Genomic DNA, 15,773 nt, shown 5'->3' with positions numbered 1-15,773 from the left:
AGCACCTTCAAGCTCAGCGGGCTGCCGCGGAAGCGGCGGAAGGCGGCGTATCCGGAACCTGAGACACCGCGGCCGCGGTGGAAGCGGGGATCTCAGCACCCTTGCTGTTCAGATTGATTTTCACGGTCGCCGGCTGCCCGAGACGCAGATCCCCCTTCGGATCCTTCACGATCACGCGGACTTCATACACGAGACTCGAGCGGAGATCCGGGGTTTCAACGGTTTTAGGCGTGAATTCGGAGACAGACGAGATATAGCCCACCGTTCCCTCAATCGGGGTGTTCGGGTGAGTGTCCGTCACGACGCTTGCCGTCATCCCGGGTTTCACGTTCCCGAGATCCTTTTCATTCACATAGACGCGGACCCACTTGGGAGAGGTGAGCGCGAGCGTGTAAACCGGTTTCGCGGCGGACGCCATGTCGCCCGGCTGCAGGAGCCGTGACCGCACAATCGCGGCGTCAGGTGACTTCAGGGTACCAAGCGAAATTTCGTGATTCAGAAGTTCGAGGTTCGCCTTCGCGGCGGCAAGCGACGACTCGGCGCTCCGGATATCCTCAACGCGGGGACCGATCTTCATCAGTTCGTACGCTTTCTGCGCGTTCACGAGGTTCTGCGATGCGACCCGCTCCGCGCTCTTCGCGGCGTCGTAATTCTGGGTGCTGATCGCGTGGCCGCCCGGCGCGTTCCACAGGTTATTGGCGCGCTCGAGATCCTGCTTCGCCTTCGTGAGCTGCGCTTCGTACGCGAGCATCTGGCTCCGGGCCTCAGCGATTTCCTGCGGGCGGTTCCCGCGCTTCAGTTTGAGAAGCGTCTGCTCCTGAACCCCGATCTGGGCCGCGGCCTGTTTCGCCTGCAGTTCCAGCGTCCGGGTATCCAGCTTCGCGAGCACCTGCCCGGGTTCCACCACCTGCCCCTCATCCACATTCATTTCACTGATGCGGCCGCTCGCGTCAAAGGCAAGTGACACCTGACGGATATCGACGTTCCCGTAGAGGGTAAGTTCTGTCGGCGCGGTTACCTGACGCCCCCGGTACCACGCATAGCCTCCCGCTGCCGCCGCGGCCACCAGGATCACAGCTCCTATCGCAATCAAACGTTTTTTCATACTGAACCCCCTTCGCGGCAGATGCAGGAAAGCTATACAAATTAAATTTAAATTCAAATTAAAGTATAATCAATTCCACACAGAATAAAAGACACGGAAATTACGAAGGTACACGTGATGCCAAAGGACTCGATTCGAAAGACCCGATCGGATGGTGACAAAACTAAGGAACGGATTCTGAAGGCCACTCTCGCGCTCTTCGCGAAACACGGTTTTGCGGAGACGGAAAATAAAGAAATCGCCAAAAAAGCGAAGGTCGATATCGCATCGATCAACTATCACTTCGGAAGCCGCAAGGGACTGTTTGAAGCAGTCCTGATCCGGGCTCATCAGAACCTCGTGAGCCTTGAGGCGCTGGAAGCCATTCAGCGCTCTGACATGACGCCCGAGGAAAAGCTCCGCGGGGTGTTCAATCTCATCACAGGCGCCGCGCGCCGCGGCGAACGGGCATCGCTTCAGGTGATTTCGCGGAGCGTCATCGCGCCTGGGGCGGCGCTTGAAACGCTTTTCAAGGAAGAGGCTCGTCCGAAGCTTCAGGTGATCCTGCAGATCGTGTCTGAAATCACCGGTTTCCCCGTTGGGGATCCCCGCCTCATCCACTGCATCGCGTCCGCGATCGCGCCCGCTTTCCTCTTCTTTGTGTTCGGCTCCCGGTTCCCGGGACCCTTCGGAGCACTCACCAAAATGCCGCAGTCGGAGCTTGATGACCGGCTCACGGTGTTCGCGCTCGGAGGACTCCGGGCGACCGCCGCCGCGGCCGCTGCCAAAGCGACAGACGAAAAAGAAAAGGCAACGCTCCCCGCCGGTTCCTTCAAGGTTCCGGATACGGCAAACGTTGCCTGAGATTCAATCGAGCTGCATCAGAATCAGACAGACCGATACGTCTCTTCTAGATGTTGAGCACGAAATTGAGGTCGGGGGTTCCTGTTGATGCACAAAATCATCGATCGTAATCGATGATTGAAGAAAAACAGACACGATCATCGACTATAGTCGATGATTTTTCTCCGAGAAGCAGACTCCTCAGGCATGGCTCTGCAGCTATCTTCTCCGCAGCGGCCCTCGGCTGGGACGGATTCTCACCGGCGGGCTGACATTCGGGTAACTCTCGGACGTGAGAGCATTCCCCTTCTGATTGCTTACCGCGACGCGGCCGCTGCCAAAGCACCAGACGAAAAAGAAAAGGCAGCGCTGCCTGCTGGTCCCTTCAAGGTTCCGGACACGGCAAACGCTGCCTGAGATTCAATTGAACTGAATCAGACCTCTTCGTCACCGAGGATCTGGTTCAGCTTATTGCTGAAGAAATACATTCCGTCGTGCGTCACCACGATCCCCTCTTCCACCCACTTCGCGAGAATCCGGCTCACGACCGCGCGGTCGCTGTGAACGAGACGCGCGAGTTCCGTGACGGTGATTGTTTTGGGAAGGCACTTGGGGAGCGCCGTGAGCGGCATATTGAGTGCCTGAAAAAGCACCTTCACCATGAGCGCGACCCGCTGCGGCACCGTGAGGAGGTCATTCATCAGAAGACCCTCAATCTTCGCGTCGTCATGCCGAATGAAGCTCTTCAGCGCCGCGATGCAGAGAATGGGATCAAGCTCCAGCTCCCGCTTAAACTGAGCCGCATCCATCACGAGGACCTTCGTGGGGAGAAGCGCCCGGGCGATCAGAGGCTTGATCGCGTGCTTACCTTTGATTGACTTCTCCGCTCCCACTGAAGTTCCCGGGGGGAAAAGCACAATGAGGCGCTCATACTTCCCGACGCCGCCCGCGAATGTCCCCACTAGCCCTTCTTCCACCAGGTAGGCTGTCGGCTCCTCACCGAAGTTCACCACCGTTCTCGAGCGGACAAAGGCCGGTCTCCCCTTCTCACGGAAGAGTGCGAGGAGTTCCGGGGCGTCCGGCGGGACAACCCAGGGACATTCGGCGTAGACGTGATCCATTCAAAACCTCTGCGGGTTAAAACCACAGGCTCTATTTGCCTGCCAACTGAGCAAGACGCGTTTCTGCCATTTTATAGCCCATCTCCGCGGCTTCCCGATAAAGTTTCTTCGCATCCTTTACATTCACCCTGACTCCATAGGCGCCGGTAACGTAAATATCGCCGAGCATCACGAGTGCCAAGGGATCCCCCGTTTCTCCTGCAAGCAAAAGAACCCCAAGGATAAATTCCAGTTGGTGCCCTTCCGCGTCATAGCCATGTTCAGGGAGAAGGGTAACAATGTCATTTACGGACTCATCCGCCTCAGCCAATCCGTAATAGCGGATTCTCCAGTCGAACGCTTCTTTATTAAGGCCCTTATCAAAGCAATCAAGAGAAAGCCTATAGGCAGCATTCGGAAGACCGTTCTCCGCCGCTTCACGGATAAGCTTTTCGCCTTTTCGTTCGTCCTTTTTCAGCTTTTGCCCATCAGAAAGCAACACCCCATAGTAAAACCGCCCACGGTCTGACCCCTCATCAATCGCTTTCTGCAGCCACCGGAGTCCGGCTTCCAGGTTTTCCACGGTTCCAAATCCCATAGCGAGACACCAACCGAAAGATGCCGCACCATCCGGGCTTCCCATCATGGCTGCGTCTTCATAGAACCGCACTGCCGTTTTGACATCCTGAATAAAGCCCTTCTTCCCTGCGAGCAGCGTATCCGCGACTTGAAGTTTCTGCCTAATGCTTCCGTTTTCTCCTGCCTCTATGAGCAGCTGATTCGCTTTCTTAGGATCTCTCTTTCGTCCAAAACCCTGTGCGTAGTAAAGAGCCAGAGCAGCCTTCGGAAGCGAGTCCCCGCCTTCCGCCGCCAGCTCCGCAAGATCCGCGATGAGTTTCGCGTACTTCCTGAGACCTTCATCACTGAGCATCTGGCTCACGGTGATCAGTGTCACAGGATCCGCCCCGGTTTCTCTCAGATCCATCGCGAACTGAACCGCACGGGGATAGTCCGACGCGAAATTATCGGATTCGCAGCCAATAAGGGCATTGGAGATCAATGGGATATAGGCCTTCACCGCGCCAAGCGACACCGCTCGCTCATAAATCTTTCTCACCCGGCGCGCTTCCTTCGGAGTAACCGCGTCCAGATCCAGAATGTCAGCAAGCTTCATCACTGCGTCCGGGTAGTCCTTATCCGCGAGAGTCCGGACAAGTTTCTTCGCTTCTTTGCGATTCTTTTTGACGCCTGTGCCGTTCAGGTAGCAGTCCGCAAGACCCAGGATCCCTTCCGGATTCTTCTTTTCAGCCGCTCTCTGAAACCAGGTAAACGCTTCAAATGGGGCCTCATAGAACGGATCCGAAAGATAGGCCTTCGCGACCTTGACCATAGCATCAGCGTCCCCCGACTGAGCCTTTTCAAGATCTATCGGATCGTCAGGATTGAGTCTCCGCGGGGGTTCAACTTCCTCCGCAGGGATAAAACGCGCGAGGAGCCAGATCGCGGCGAGAATCCTCATTCCCGCTTTCGGAGACTCGCCCTCCCAGTCTTTCTCAAAGCAGTAGACCGGAATATCGATGCCTGTTTCGCCGAGAAGGGGTTCTTTCATGGTGACCACAAGCTTCCAGACATCCTCCTCGTAAAGCATCACGAGTTCCGCGGAACGAATAACCGACCGGATAAAGTAGCAGCTCGCGTCTTTTTCAAGAAAATCATCAAGCCCTTTTTCCTGCTTCCGATCTTCCCACGGCGGAAGAAAAGGCATTACGGTGTAATTTTCTTCAGCCGTCATATTCTCCGGAGCCGGTCCATCAGTGAGCACCGTAATGCTGTGAGCCCAGGCGGAAAGCGAAAAAGCCCGCGGTACCGGATCCCTAAACCGATCTTCAAAGACCCGGAGGCCGGGAACCGCGGCGGAAATCGAGAAATGTCCGCCTTCCGGCCGCATAAACACTTCACCGTCATACTGATTCCTGAACCGTCGGAAATTGCTTATGCGGAAGAACCCGCTGATCCCAGGCATTACGGGTGCGGTCTGTTCCGTCGTCATTCCCTGATTTTCAGGTCCGTGCGATGCGTAAAACGCCGGCCCTTCTCGGCTGTCTCCAAGGAGTGTCACGCCCCAGCCGTATTTCGTATCGGAATATTCAGGCAGTTCGTAGTGATGGCACTCAAAGGGATCAAACGCTTCCTGCACGCGGTCAAGAGTCAGTTCGTCTGCCCAGGCATGCGTGAAATTTCCAATGGCTTTCTTCCCGAAAAACGGCGTATTGAAACGCGCTTTCGCTTCGGGCGGCAGCGCCTGCCCCTGAGCCGCGGGATTCGTACGTGTGTAGTGTGATCTCATGATGTCGTTCTCCGTTACTCCAGCCTCTGAATAAAAGTGCGTCAGAGCCGCTTTTTAAAAGAGATTTCAGAGAAAAGCCCGAAAGCTTCCCCTTGCAACTTCGTCATTGATCTTCGTATTTTGCGTTATCTAAATAAGGACTTTATCCTAAGAAATATTTTGTTACAATTAGAGCATATGTAACTTTTCACGTATCGACGATGAAGCTTACGGATGACCCGATAAAACAAAACCCCGAGGAACCTAATCCACGGGGTTTGATGCGGAAAGATCAGCTTTAGAGCTCAGTTCAGGAGCCTGTCCGATTCTCTGATCCGCTCATTCAAAGCTGGTTTCCGAGGCAGAAGAGCTGTCGCCAGCTTAGGCGAAGTACTTCTGCAGATGGGCAAGATAATCCTCGCTGCTCTTCTTCAGGGTTTCAGGCGTCTGGCTGAGAGCGCCGAAAAGGAGGAAGGGCGGCTGCCACTGAGTCTGAACGAAATTCGCCATGAGCTTGAAGGGGAGCAGAATTTCCGGAACTTCAGCGCCAACGGAACCAGTCTTCGTGTAGACCTCAGCGGGAGAACCCACCGACACGGCGACGCCTAGCTTCTTACCCTTGAGCGCATTGCCCTTGGAACCATAGGCCCAGCCGTAAGCAAGTACGTCATCCTGCCACTGCTTCAGGAGTGCGGGAGAGCTGTACCAGTACATCGGGAACTGCAGGACGATGTTGTCATAGGACTCCAGCAGTTTCTGTTCGGCGGCGACGTCAATCTTGCCATCCGGATAGAGCTTGTAGATTTCATGAACGGTGTAGAGATCAGGATGCGCTTTCAGCGCATCAACCCAGCTCTTATTGACGTGAGACTGTTCGATATTCGGGTGAGTGACGATAACCAGAGTCTTGCTCATTATTCTTTCCTATCGGGGGTTAAAAGATGTATGTGTTTATTCTTATCCGATTTCAGATTTAACGATATATTTTTTTGTAACCGGACTGGTTACATCAAAAAATTAAGCGCTTTCCCCTCCTCTTGCAAGCCTTTTTTTTGATTTTTCTGAGACGCCTGTCAGCGGCGGTCCCGAATATCAACCCGTCACTTCAGAAACTTCTTCAGATTCTCAATCCGCTCTTCGGCTTCTTTATTCCCAAGAGAGGCGGCTTCCCGGTAGTACCGGAAGGCTTCGTCGTGATCCTCTTTGAATCCGTGGAATCCGAGCATGTAGTAGTCACCGACCGCCACCATCGCTTCAGGAACACCGGCGTCCGCGGCTTTCTCAACGACCTTCGCGAGTTCCGCCATCTGCTTCTCAGACGCTTTATCGAAACAGGCGTCCATGAAGTTCAGAACATCCTCCGCGGCATTTTCGGGCGGAATCGCAGCGTAGTAGCGGAGACGCCAGGAGATGGCCTGCGAAATGCTCTGCTTAAAGACGTCCCCATAAAAGTAGCCGTCTGAGAGATAGAGGAGCGCCACGGGAAGGTTCTGTTCCGCGGCGCGTTTGATCCACTGCTCGCCGTCCTTCCGGTTCTTACGTACGAAGCGACCATCCATCCGCATCTGGCCGTACTCGAAACACGCCTTCGCGGAGCCTTCGTAACGGGCTTTCTTCAGCCACCGGAGGCCAAGCTCAATATTCTGTTTCGTACCAATGCCATTTACGAGGCAGTAGCCGTATCCCCCCGCGCCGTCGGGGCTCCCCATATAGGCCGAGATTTCAAAAAGGTGGTATGCGTGTCCTGTATCCTTACGGAATCCGTCATCACCATTAAGAAGCATCTGCGCCGCCTCGAATTTCTGGTTCGCGTCTCCGGCCCACCCAAATTCCTTCAGGAACTGCGTGGCTTTCCTTGGACTCGGATCTCGTCCGATTCCATGGGCGTAGTAAGTGGCGAGTATGAAATATGCGGTCGCCGAACCGCTTTCCGCAGCCTTTTCAGCGAGATCGGCCGCGGGCTTGAGAAGCCGCGGATCCTGGACCACGGTGAAGAGATGCGAAATCATGAGAAGCGTCGTGGGATCGGTATTCGCTTTCCTCGCTGCTGCCGCGTACTGCAGGGCGAGAGGCACCGGATCCTTTTGCTTTCTCCGGAAGTCCTTTGTGAAGCATTCGATGACGAGAGACGCGTAGGCATCTGTCGCGCCGAGCTTCACCGCCTTTTGGTAGGCTTCATGCGCCTGCTTTTCATCTTCAGACGAATGGCTCTCCTCGTGAATCAGGTCACCGAGCTCCTTAAACGCCTCTCCGCTGCCGGCGGACCCGGCCCGAAGGAGCAGCGCCTTCGCGGCCTCGCAGTCCTTTTCCGTGCCGCGTCCTTCCTTATAGCAGTCCGCGAGTCCGATGAGACCATCGATGCTTCCCGATTCAGCTGCCGCCTTGTACCAGCGGAACGCCTCAGCGTCATCCTTTCCGACCCGGAAGCCTTCGGTGTAGATATCCGCGAGCTCAATCATCGCATTCACGTCACCGGATTCGGCCCGGTTGATCGCGTCCGTGAGGAGATCCGCCCGGGAGAGGAGCGGCTCAAGCGGCCCCTCGGGGAGGAACCGCGCCGAAATCCAGATAAAGCCCGCGAAGCGCATACCGACAGCCGGCGGCACTTCGCCCTGCCAGATCGATTCCGGGCAGAAAATCGGGAGCACGGTATCGACCGCCGCCGGATCTTTCTCATCCACCGCGGCTTCGATCTTCCAGTACTTTTCGCCAAGCAGCGTCATTTCCTCGACAGACCGGATCACGGAGTGCAGCGCGTACGTGCAGGCGTTCCCGTTCACATAGTCCTTAAGCGCCTTATCGCGTCCGTCCTTGAAAAACGACACCGGCATCACCGGGATCAGGGCGCAGCTCGGCTCCTCCGGCTTAAACGCGTCTTTATCTCCCATCCGGAAATGGTTCCAGGCGGCATCCGCGAGCACTTCCTGCGCGCTTTCGGTTTCAGGCGCCGGTGCCGGGAACGCGAAGAGCGCCCAGGCATTGAAGGAAAAACGGTGGACGCCCGGCCTCGCGAGTGTCTTTTCGAAGACCCGGAGCCCGGGCACCGCGGCGGCGAGATTCATGAGGCTCCCAGCGGGCTGTACGAACACCTCACCGTCATACCCATTGATATAGCGGCGGGTCGCCCGGACGTCACACGGGATTTCGGCTCCCGGCATCACGGGGCAGAGTGCCGGGGGCATCAGCGGAACGCCCGGCGCGCCGTGCGAACCGTAGATCGCGGGTCCCTCGCGGCGGCTTCCATAAAGCCCCACGCCCCAGAAGTTATCCACATCGGTGTATTCCGAGAGCTCATGAAATTCAGCGTGCGGATCCCGGACGAATTCAAGCGCTTTCGCCCGGATCTCGTCACTCGCCCAGGCCTGAGCAAATGAATCGCACGGGGGTTTCCCGAAAAACGGCGTATGGAGGAGATGCTCGATCTTGGAGGCCGCGTCAAACGCTTCCTCCGACGTGAATTCATCCCTCACAACCGTTTTCTTTTTAGTCACAGCTTGGCTCCGTCACCTATCGGGCCGGAGCCCGGGTGAAAAATCAATCGTTATGCCGTTATTATTTTGGATCTACCGGGGAATTTCAATCGCAATTGACGGTTTTCCTGTCTCACGCGTAGACCGCCTGTCCTCCGGAAGAACCATCGTCAATACCTCAGGCTTTGCCTCTCACCGGTAATCCCAGGCTCAGCCGCATGGCCGCGGCGTCCTCCCAAAACGACACTCATTCATGGGATAGCAAACGTTGACGCTATGGGCATTCAGGATATAATTAGCTACCTAATTATTAGCCACGAAAACTATTTTCATGAATTACAAAGTCCGGGTTCTCCCAACACGTGATGTTCTCATGAAGACCGCAGAGGCCGCACCGATTCCGTTTTCACCGGAAGCCCCCGCGCTTGTCCTCACGCTGATCAACGCGGGCTATCTGATCAATCAGGAAATCATCTCCTATATGGAGAATGAGTTCGGCATCAGCGAGGGGAAGTTTGTGCTTCTCATGGCGCTGAAGACGATGCCGAAGGGCTGCAGCATCAAGGAGCTTGCCGCGCGGGTTGGTGTTTCGGTACCCACGATCTCCGTGATGCTTTCCCGCATGAGAGCTCAAACGCATCCGCTCGTCGCGGTCCGCCGCATGAAGGGTGACGCGCGCGAAAAGCGGGTCACGATCACGAAGGACGGACTCGCGCTGCTCGATCAGCTCCTCCCAGGGCACTTCAAGCGCGTGATGGACTTCGCCGGACGCCTGACGCCGGACGAGCAGAAAGAGCTTCTCGCGCTCCTCGACAAGCTCCTCCCGAAACCTGAGGCGAAATAACTCCCTCCCACTCTCTCAACCGACCGAAGCGCTGAGGCGCGTTTTCTGCCCCCCGCTTCCGGCCGGTTTGGTCCGTGAAAATAGTTAGTCAGCTAAACAATTGATTTGTTGGTTTATTGATTAAAAAAGTGATTCATCATGAGTGAAGAAGAAAAGAAGAACGCAGCCCCTGCCCCCGCGGCCGAGGCAGAATCCGGAGCGGCGGCTGCTCCCACCCCGCAGTCGCTCGGGAAGGGCCCCGGGAAGAAAGCGCTCCTGAAACCCCTCATTGTCTTTGCCGTGCTGATCGCGGTCGGCACGACCTTCATGGTGCTCGGGCCCCGCCGCGACGCGGATACCCTCGCGCAGAGCCAGAAGTACGGGACGCTCACCGCTGAGGACGTCAACACCGCCTTTGAAAAGGTGTCCGGGAAGCTCGTTTCCCGCCCCGCGGTTGAAGGTCGCATGGTGAAGGCGGGCGACGTCCTGATGGAACTCGATTCCACCGATACCGATATCTCGATCGCGAAGACGAAGGCTCAGATCGCGGAGAACGCGGCCGCGGTTGAAGAGGCGAAGCGCACGATTGAGACGAGCCTCACCGCGTCCGGCACCACGGAAAAGAACTCCTGGCGGACGATTGAAGGCGCGAAAGCGAATCTCGACTCCGCCATCGCGACAGAGAAGCGCGCGAAGGCGGATTACGACCGCACGAAGAACCTGATCACGTCGCACGCGATTTCGCAGGCGTCATTTGACTCCGCGAGGAACACCTGGGAAACCGCGGCGGCCGCGGTAACCACCGCCCGGAAGCAGCTCGACGCGTCGACGGTCGGGGCGTCGAAGTCAGATCTCGCGCGGCTCGCGAAAACCGGCTCCGCTCAGGGGATGAGGCTTGCCGCGATCGCGGATACGCGCGCGAGCATCGAAACGCAGAAACTCAAGGTGAAGCAGCTCGAAGCCGAGGGCGAACAGCTGAAGCAGGCGCTCGCCGCGCTCGAGGTCGAGAAGTCCCGCCTCACGATCAAGGCGCCTGAGGACGGGAAGATCCTCAAAGTCATGTACCAGGTGGGTGAAATCGTTCCCGCGGGGAGCCCCGCCGTACTGCTCGAGTCGAACCGTCAGTATTACGAAATCTACGTAAGCGAAAAGGACGCCGCGAAGTTCGCGGAAGGAAAGACCGTGAAGGGTGAAACGGCGGCCGGAAAGACTGTCACCGGAACGGTGCGCGTGCTGCACGAAGCGCCCGCCTTCGCGGATCTCCGTGGCACGCGTGAACGCGGCCAGGCGGATCTGAAATCGCTTGTCGCCCGGATCTATGTGACCCCGCAGCCCGGCGTCATCCCCGGGATGTCGATCGGAGTGAAGATCAATGACTAAAGAGGCCGCACTCTCGGGATTCGCGAAGTGGCGGCGCGACATCGCGGACTCGATCTACGAAGAGATCAGCGCGATGATGAGCGGTCACTTCATCCCGTACCACAAGCTCTGCTTCATGGCCGCGTTTCTCACGGCTCTCATTTTCAGCATCCTCTTCACCCAGATGGGCGTGATTGAGGCGCCGGTCGCGGTGGTCGATCTTGACCACTCGGCCCGCAGCGCGAAGTTTATCCAGGCGGTGGATTCATCCCGCGATATCCGTATCGCCTCGGTGTTCCACACGCCGGTGGACCCGGTTTACCTCACGCGGCACGATAACGTGGTCGGCGTCATCGTGATCCCGAAGGGGTTTGAGAAGGGACTGCTGAATGGCACCACGCCCTACAACATCGGTTACGAAGCCGACATGGGGAACCCGGCTCAGAACGGTGAGGTCTTTGAGTCGCTGAACCAGATCGCGGCGCAGGAAGGGATCCCGGTGAACGCCGAGAACCTCCAGGCGCTCGGTCCCGCGAGCGCTCAGAGTTCCGGTTCCTCGGGGCTCACGGTCTCGATCCGCCGGCTCTTTAACCCGACGAATTCGCTCGTCCCTGTGACGATCGCGGGCTTCCTCTACTTCTTCTCCGGGATCTTTTTCGGCATCACGACCCTGATGCTGACGGGCCGTGTCCACGTGATGGGGCAGTGGGAAAACGCGATTCTGAACCGGGGCCCCTCCGCGATGATCGCGCGGCTCATCCCCTACGCTCTTGGGTACACGGCGGCCGTTACGATCATGACGGCGGGTCTTGTGCTCTTTAACTGCATGCCGTTCAAGGGGAACTACCTCGCGTACCTCCCGAGTCTCTTCATGCTGCCGTTCTCGATCGGCCTCATCGCGATGCTGATCACCTGGAGTTTCAAGACTCCGGCAAACGGCGCTTCTTTCATGATCTTCGTGGTGCCGCCCGGCTTCATCATGGGCGGCATGACGATGGCAATGGGAGAACTGACTGGCACGGGCTGGTACTTCGCGCACCTTTTCCCGCTCACGTGGCAGTACTCGATGTACCGCGACTTCGCGTTCCGCGGGATGACGCTGTCGCAGATGATCGGGCCTTACGGCGAATACATCCTCTACGTCACCGCGCTCATGATGCTCGTGACACTCCGGTTCTACCTTGAGCGCCGCAGGCTTCTCAGGATCCGTGACCGGCAGGTCGCGGCGCTCGCTCAGGTGCCGGGCGAAGCGGCGTAACGCCAAAGGCTTCCCGCGGGTTCGCTTTTTGGTAACATAGGAAGCGTCACCGCGGGGGCTTAAACTCCTGCTGGCTAAGTCCTGCCTCAAAAAGCAGGCCTCTGCGGAGCCGGGGATCAAACCCCGCCCGCAGCGACAGAAAACCCCGAAAGATTCACGTCTTTCGGGGTTTCGTTTTTCATAGTAACCGTTCTGCTCTGCTTCAGACAAACACCATCTGCACGAGGAACATGTAGACCGCGGTGCCGCCCGCCATCGAGATCATCATGTTCCGCTTCCAGAGGTGAAGGAGGACGGTCGCCGCGATCGCGATGAATTCCGGGAGGCCGTGCGTGCCCGAGAAGAGATCAACCCCCTTCAGGCAGTAGACGACAAGCATCGCGAAAATCGCGGCCGGAAGCGTCGCCCCGAGGTACTGGATGTAGCGGGGAGTCGGCCGGCGGGACGAAAAGAGAATAAAGGGGAGAAAGCGGGAGAGCATCGTCGCCGCGATGCAGAGCGCGACCGTGATGATTTGTTCCCAAAGCGGCATCGTCATTCCTCGTACCCTCCTTTCTCTTCAATCGGCTTCCGGAAAACGGTGAGGAGCAGCAGAATCACCACCATGGTCGAGATCATGAAGAAGTCGCGGCCAAAGAGCGCGAGGCACCCGAGCGACGCCCCGAACCCGATCCACGCGGTCCAGTGATGCTTTTCTTTGAGGAACTGCTCAAGGAAAATCACGACAAACATCGCGGTCATGACGAACGACAGCCCCTTCGTGTCAAAGGTGAGGAAGCTGCCAAGCGTCGCTCCGAGCACCGCGCCGCCAAGCCAATACATGCGGTCGAGGAACGTGATCCACATCATGTACCAGCTGGAGTCGACCCCTTCCGGGGCCTTGGTCGCGAATTCGAGCGCGAACGATTCATCGCTCATCCCGAAAATGAGATAGAGCTTCTTCCAGCCGAGTCCCTTGAAGCGATCCAGCATCGCGAGGCCGTAGAAGAGGTGACGAGCCTGGATCATGAAGGCGACAAAAAACGTCGTCACCGGCGCGAAGGGGGAGAGCAGCATCGAGGCCGCGACGAATTCGAGCGACCCCCCGTAAATCAGCCACGCCATCAGAGCCGGGTACCAGACGGAGAACCCGTTCACATGCATATAGATACCGTACGCCGCGCCGAGGAACAGGTATCCCGTTCCGACGGGCAGCGTCACTTTCGCGGCCGGCGCGAAGGCTCTGAGGATTGAATTCACTGTCATGACTGTGTGTATTAAGCGTTGGAGCCGCTTTTTCCGCCGCGGCCCCGTGGATTGTCAAAGCCGCCTTTTTATCCCCGGCGGCCCGTGCGGTTGAGTATAAAAGAAACGCGCCGCGCGGGATTCCGATTCCGCGAATCAACTGCGGCCTAAGTCGTAATACCGCAACAAAGACGCCTTAAAGCAGCGGAGACAGCACCTTCAGCACCGCGCCGCACCCGCGTTCAAAGAGACTCACGCGGTGCAGGCGATCTTCCGTAAATTCCACGCAGTCCTGGAACGCGGCCTCGAAATCCCGCTCGATTTCCTCAATGCAGGGCGTGCGGTAGCAGTACACGCCGCATTCGAAATGGTGATAAAGACTGCGGTAATCGAAATTGATGCTCCCCACGATCGCCTTTTCGGAGTCAGAGACCATCACCTTCGCGTGAACAAAACCGGGCTGCCACTCAAACACCCGGACGCCGGCGTGAATGAGCTGCCGGTAGGTGTTACGGGCGAGCGCGTGAATGAGATATTTATCGGAATGCGACGGGCAGATGATCCTGACATCCACGCCCCGGTCGGCCGCGAATTCGAGCGCCGACTCAAGCTCCCCATCGAGGATCAGATACGGCGTCATCACCCAGACATAGCGGTCGGCGCGCGAAATCATGTCGATATAGAGGTTCTCCGCCACCTTCTCCTCATCCATCGGGTTATCGCCGAACGGAATGACAAAACCGCCTTCAATGAGATTCACGCGGGCGTCTTCGCCTTTCAGGAGATCCCCGATAAAGATCTCCCCGTCGTCCGCGTGCCACATCTGAAGGAAGAGGAGCGTAAGTGACTTCACGGACCGCCCCCGCAGCCTGATCGCCGCGTCTTTCCATCGCCCATAGGGGTGGATCCGGTTGATATATTCGTCCGCTAAGTTCGCGCCGCCCGTGAACCCGGTGACGCCGTCAATCACGACAATCTTCCGGTGGTCACGGTAGTTGTACTTCGTGGAAACGAAGGGGTAGATCGGGGAAAAGACCTTGCACTGGATCCCGAGAGACCGGAGGTACTCGGGGTAGCCGCTCGGGAGACGCGCGAACTCGCACGTCCCGTCATACAGCACCCGCACTTCAACCCCGGCCTTCACCTTCTCCTCGAGGATCTTCAGCACCTGCCCCCACATGAATCCCTCATCAATAATGAAGAATTCGAGAAAGATGAAGCGCCGGGCTTTTGAGAGGTCATCAAGAAGAGACCGGAAAAACGCTTCGCCGGACGGGAGATAATCCGCCCCCTCGTTCCGATACACCGGGTAGCACCCGGTCTTATTCATGTACGACACGAGCCCCGAGATATCAGATCCCGCGCGGGAGAGCGCGTCGAGATCCCGCGGATCCTGCGGGATCGAATTCTTCGTTTCCCCGATGATCTTCGCCGCGCGCCGCTTCAGCCTCCGGTGCCCAATATCGGTCTGCGTGTAGACATAAAACGCGATACCGAAGAGCGGCATCAGGAGAATGAGGAAGAGCCAGGTGATTTTCGAAGTGGAGTCCGAACGGCTATTGATAATGCAGAGCACAACAAAGCCGCCGATCGCGCCTGAAATCAGGAAGTATTTCGACGTGTAGGACTGAAGCCAGAAGGTGAGGAGGAGGAAAAGAATGAGCTGCGCGAGCAGCATCACCCCGATCAGCCCCGAGCGGCTGAAGAGAATGGAAAAAAAGCCCCGTTTCCCGCGTTTCGCGATGCGTTTTCCCCGTCTCAGGGTCTCACGCTTCACGCGGTTAAATCGGCGTCTCGCTCGTTCGGTGTCCGTTTCCATTCTCAGTCCGGTCTTTTTCTGTGATGCATCTCTAATAAGAATAACCGTTCCATGAGTACCTGTTTACGTTCTCGGGATCGAAGAGGCCGCGCGGTCTCTTTTTCCTAACAGGCGCTGAAGTTGGAGAGGGTGCCGGCACCGCAGGGCGGGGAATTGCGGGGCGCGGGAAACGCCCGGAGGCCGACCCGAAACCGGATTTCCGGTGGATCCAAAACCGGAAAAAGCGCGGGAGAAAGCCGCGGACGCTTTTTCCTGGAAAGACCGAAAGAAGGTCTTCGCCTGACCCGGCATTTCAGAGTCAATCGCGGTTTTTTTCTTAATCTGTTGCGTTTTTGCAACAGATAAAAAAACAGAAAAATCCGGTTCCCCGGTGCTTCAGACACACGGCCGGTAATTGCATAAGTGTCTGTTTATTAGTTATTAATAACTATAAGATGTATTCCCTACACCATCTGACTCCGAGAATA

Annotated in this window: 13 protein-coding genes; 5 read left to right on the top strand and 8 right to left on the bottom strand. The window is 57.1% G+C overall.

Going from position 1 to position 15,773, the window contains the following annotated elements; translation table 11 throughout:
• Positions 1 to 13 precede the first annotated feature (13 nt).
• On the bottom strand, positions 14 to 1,105 hold the full coding sequence (locus tag M4NBBH2_RS09595) for an HlyD family secretion protein (RefSeq protein WP_116270773.1): 1,092 nt from the start codon (positions 1,103 to 1,105) through the stop codon (positions 14 to 16).
• A gap of 117 nt (positions 1,106 to 1,222) precedes the next feature.
• Between M4NBBH2_RS09595 and M4NBBH2_RS09590 the strand changes: the two genes are divergently transcribed.
• Both M4NBBH2_RS09590 and M4NBBH2_RS09585 read left to right on the top strand, forming a co-directional pair.
• Positions 1,223 to 1,948, top strand: coding sequence for a TetR/AcrR family transcriptional regulator (locus tag M4NBBH2_RS09590; RefSeq protein ID WP_116270772.1), 726 nt, complete (start codon positions 1,223 to 1,225; stop codon positions 1,946 to 1,948).
• 186 nt (positions 1,949 to 2,134) lie between these two features.
• Positions 2,135 to 2,344: a hypothetical protein gene (locus M4NBBH2_RS09585; RefSeq protein WP_124944270.1), complete on the top strand. Its 210-nt coding sequence runs from the start codon at positions 2,135 to 2,137 to the stop codon at positions 2,342 to 2,344.
• 17 nt (positions 2,345 to 2,361) lie between these two features.
• Here the strand turns inward: M4NBBH2_RS09585 and M4NBBH2_RS09580 are convergent, their stop codons facing one another.
• From M4NBBH2_RS09580 to M4NBBH2_RS09565, 4 genes are all read right to left on the bottom strand, one after another.
• Positions 2,362 to 3,048, bottom strand: coding sequence for a Crp/Fnr family transcriptional regulator (locus M4NBBH2_RS09580; protein WP_116270770.1), 687 nt, complete (start codon positions 3,046 to 3,048; stop codon positions 2,362 to 2,364).
• Positions 3,049 to 3,079: 31 nt separating this feature from the next.
• Positions 3,080 to 5,374: an SEL1-like repeat protein gene (locus M4NBBH2_RS09575; protein ID WP_116270769.1), complete on the bottom strand. Its 2,295-nt coding sequence runs from the start codon at positions 5,372 to 5,374 to the stop codon at positions 3,080 to 3,082.
• A gap of 360 nt (positions 5,375 to 5,734) precedes the next feature.
• Entirely contained in the window at positions 5,735 to 6,268 is a 534-nt protein-coding gene (locus tag M4NBBH2_RS09570) for an NAD(P)H-dependent oxidoreductase (RefSeq protein ID WP_116270768.1), read from the bottom strand.
• 185 nt (positions 6,269 to 6,453) lie between these two features.
• On the bottom strand, positions 6,454 to 8,844 hold the full coding sequence (locus tag M4NBBH2_RS09565; protein ID WP_116270767.1) for an SEL1-like repeat protein: 2,391 nt from the start codon (positions 8,842 to 8,844) through the stop codon (positions 6,454 to 6,456).
• Positions 8,845 to 9,154: 310 nt separating this feature from the next.
• Here M4NBBH2_RS09565 and M4NBBH2_RS09560 point away from each other — a divergent pair, with 310 nt between their 5' ends.
• The 3 genes from M4NBBH2_RS09560 (at position 9,155) to M4NBBH2_RS09550 (ending at position 12,263) form a co-directional block, all read left to right on the top strand.
• On the top strand, positions 9,155 to 9,667 hold the full coding sequence (locus M4NBBH2_RS09560; RefSeq protein ID WP_116270766.1) for a MarR family winged helix-turn-helix transcriptional regulator: 513 nt from the start codon (positions 9,155 to 9,157) through the stop codon (positions 9,665 to 9,667).
• Positions 9,668 to 9,805: 138 nt separating this feature from the next.
• Positions 9,806 to 11,026 carry an HlyD family secretion protein gene (locus M4NBBH2_RS09555; RefSeq protein ID WP_116270765.1) on the top strand — a complete coding sequence of 407 codons (1,221 nt, stop codon included), beginning with the start codon at positions 9,806 to 9,808 and terminating at the stop codon, positions 11,024 to 11,026.
• Positions 11,019 to 12,263 carry an ABC transporter permease gene (locus M4NBBH2_RS09550; protein WP_116270764.1) on the top strand — a complete coding sequence of 415 codons (1,245 nt, stop codon included), beginning with the start codon at positions 11,019 to 11,021 and terminating at the stop codon, positions 12,261 to 12,263. Before M4NBBH2_RS09555 ends, M4NBBH2_RS09550 begins: the two co-directional genes overlap by 8 nt.
• Before the next feature lie 202 nt (positions 12,264 to 12,465).
• On the opposite strand, the gene M4NBBH2_RS09545 is transcribed toward M4NBBH2_RS09550, so the two are convergent.
• The 3 genes from M4NBBH2_RS09545 to cls all read right to left on the bottom strand — a co-directional run bounded on the left by M4NBBH2_RS09545 (position 12,466) and on the right by cls (position 15,264).
• Positions 12,466 to 12,801 carry a branched-chain amino acid transporter permease gene (locus tag M4NBBH2_RS09545; protein ID WP_116270763.1) on the bottom strand — a complete coding sequence of 112 codons (336 nt, stop codon included), beginning with the start codon at positions 12,799 to 12,801 and terminating at the stop codon, positions 12,466 to 12,468.
• Positions 12,798 to 13,508, bottom strand: a complete 711-nt coding sequence (locus tag M4NBBH2_RS09540; protein WP_116270762.1) for an AzlC family ABC transporter permease — start codon at positions 13,506 to 13,508, stop codon at positions 12,798 to 12,800. The genes M4NBBH2_RS09545 and M4NBBH2_RS09540 overlap by 4 nt, the downstream gene beginning before the upstream one ends.
• Before the next feature lie 175 nt (positions 13,509 to 13,683).
• On the bottom strand, positions 13,684 to 15,264 hold the full coding sequence (gene cls / locus M4NBBH2_RS09535) for a cardiolipin synthase (protein WP_170135145.1): 1,581 nt from the start codon (positions 15,262 to 15,264) through the stop codon (positions 13,684 to 13,686).
• Between the last annotated feature and the right edge of the window lie 509 nt (positions 15,265 to 15,773).

Origin of the sequence: Mesosutterella multiformis, from assembly GCF_003402575.1 — a bacterium.
GTDB lineage: Bacteria > Pseudomonadota > Gammaproteobacteria > Burkholderiales > Burkholderiaceae_F > Mesosutterella > Mesosutterella multiformis.
This window is presented reverse-complemented; position numbering and strand designations above follow the sequence as displayed.

Bases quoted from the DNA above. Each gene is read 5' to 3' on its own strand.
- M4NBBH2_RS09595 (WP_116270773.1), bottom strand. From the start codon at position 1,105: ATGAAAAAACGTTTGATTGCGATAGGAGCTGTGATCCTGGTGGCCGCG.
- M4NBBH2_RS09590 (WP_116270772.1), top strand. From the start codon at position 1,223: ATGCCAAAGGACTCGATTCGAAAGACCCGATCGGATGGTGACAAAACT.
- M4NBBH2_RS09585 (WP_124944270.1), top strand. From the start codon at position 2,135: ATGGCTCTGCAGCTATCTTCTCCGCAGCGGCCCTCGGCTGGGACGGAT.
- M4NBBH2_RS09580 (WP_116270770.1), bottom strand. From the start codon at position 3,048: ATGGATCACGTCTACGCCGAATGTCCCTGGGTTGTCCCGCCGGACGCC.
- M4NBBH2_RS09575 (WP_116270769.1), bottom strand. From the start codon at position 5,374: ATGAGATCACACTACACACGTACGAATCCCGCGGCTCAGGGGCAGGCG.
- M4NBBH2_RS09570 (WP_116270768.1), bottom strand. From the start codon at position 6,268: ATGAGCAAGACTCTGGTTATCGTCACTCACCCGAATATCGAACAGTCT.
- M4NBBH2_RS09560 (WP_116270766.1), top strand. From the start codon at position 9,155: ATGAATTACAAAGTCCGGGTTCTCCCAACACGTGATGTTCTCATGAAG.
- M4NBBH2_RS09555 (WP_116270765.1), top strand. From the start codon at position 9,806: ATGAGTGAAGAAGAAAAGAAGAACGCAGCCCCTGCCCCCGCGGCCGAG.
- M4NBBH2_RS09550 (WP_116270764.1), top strand. From the start codon at position 11,019: ATGACTAAAGAGGCCGCACTCTCGGGATTCGCGAAGTGGCGGCGCGAC.
- M4NBBH2_RS09545 (WP_116270763.1), bottom strand. From the start codon at position 12,801: ATGACGATGCCGCTTTGGGAACAAATCATCACGGTCGCGCTCTGCATC.
- M4NBBH2_RS09540 (WP_116270762.1), bottom strand. From the start codon at position 13,508: ATGACAGTGAATTCAATCCTCAGAGCCTTCGCGCCGGCCGCGAAAGTG.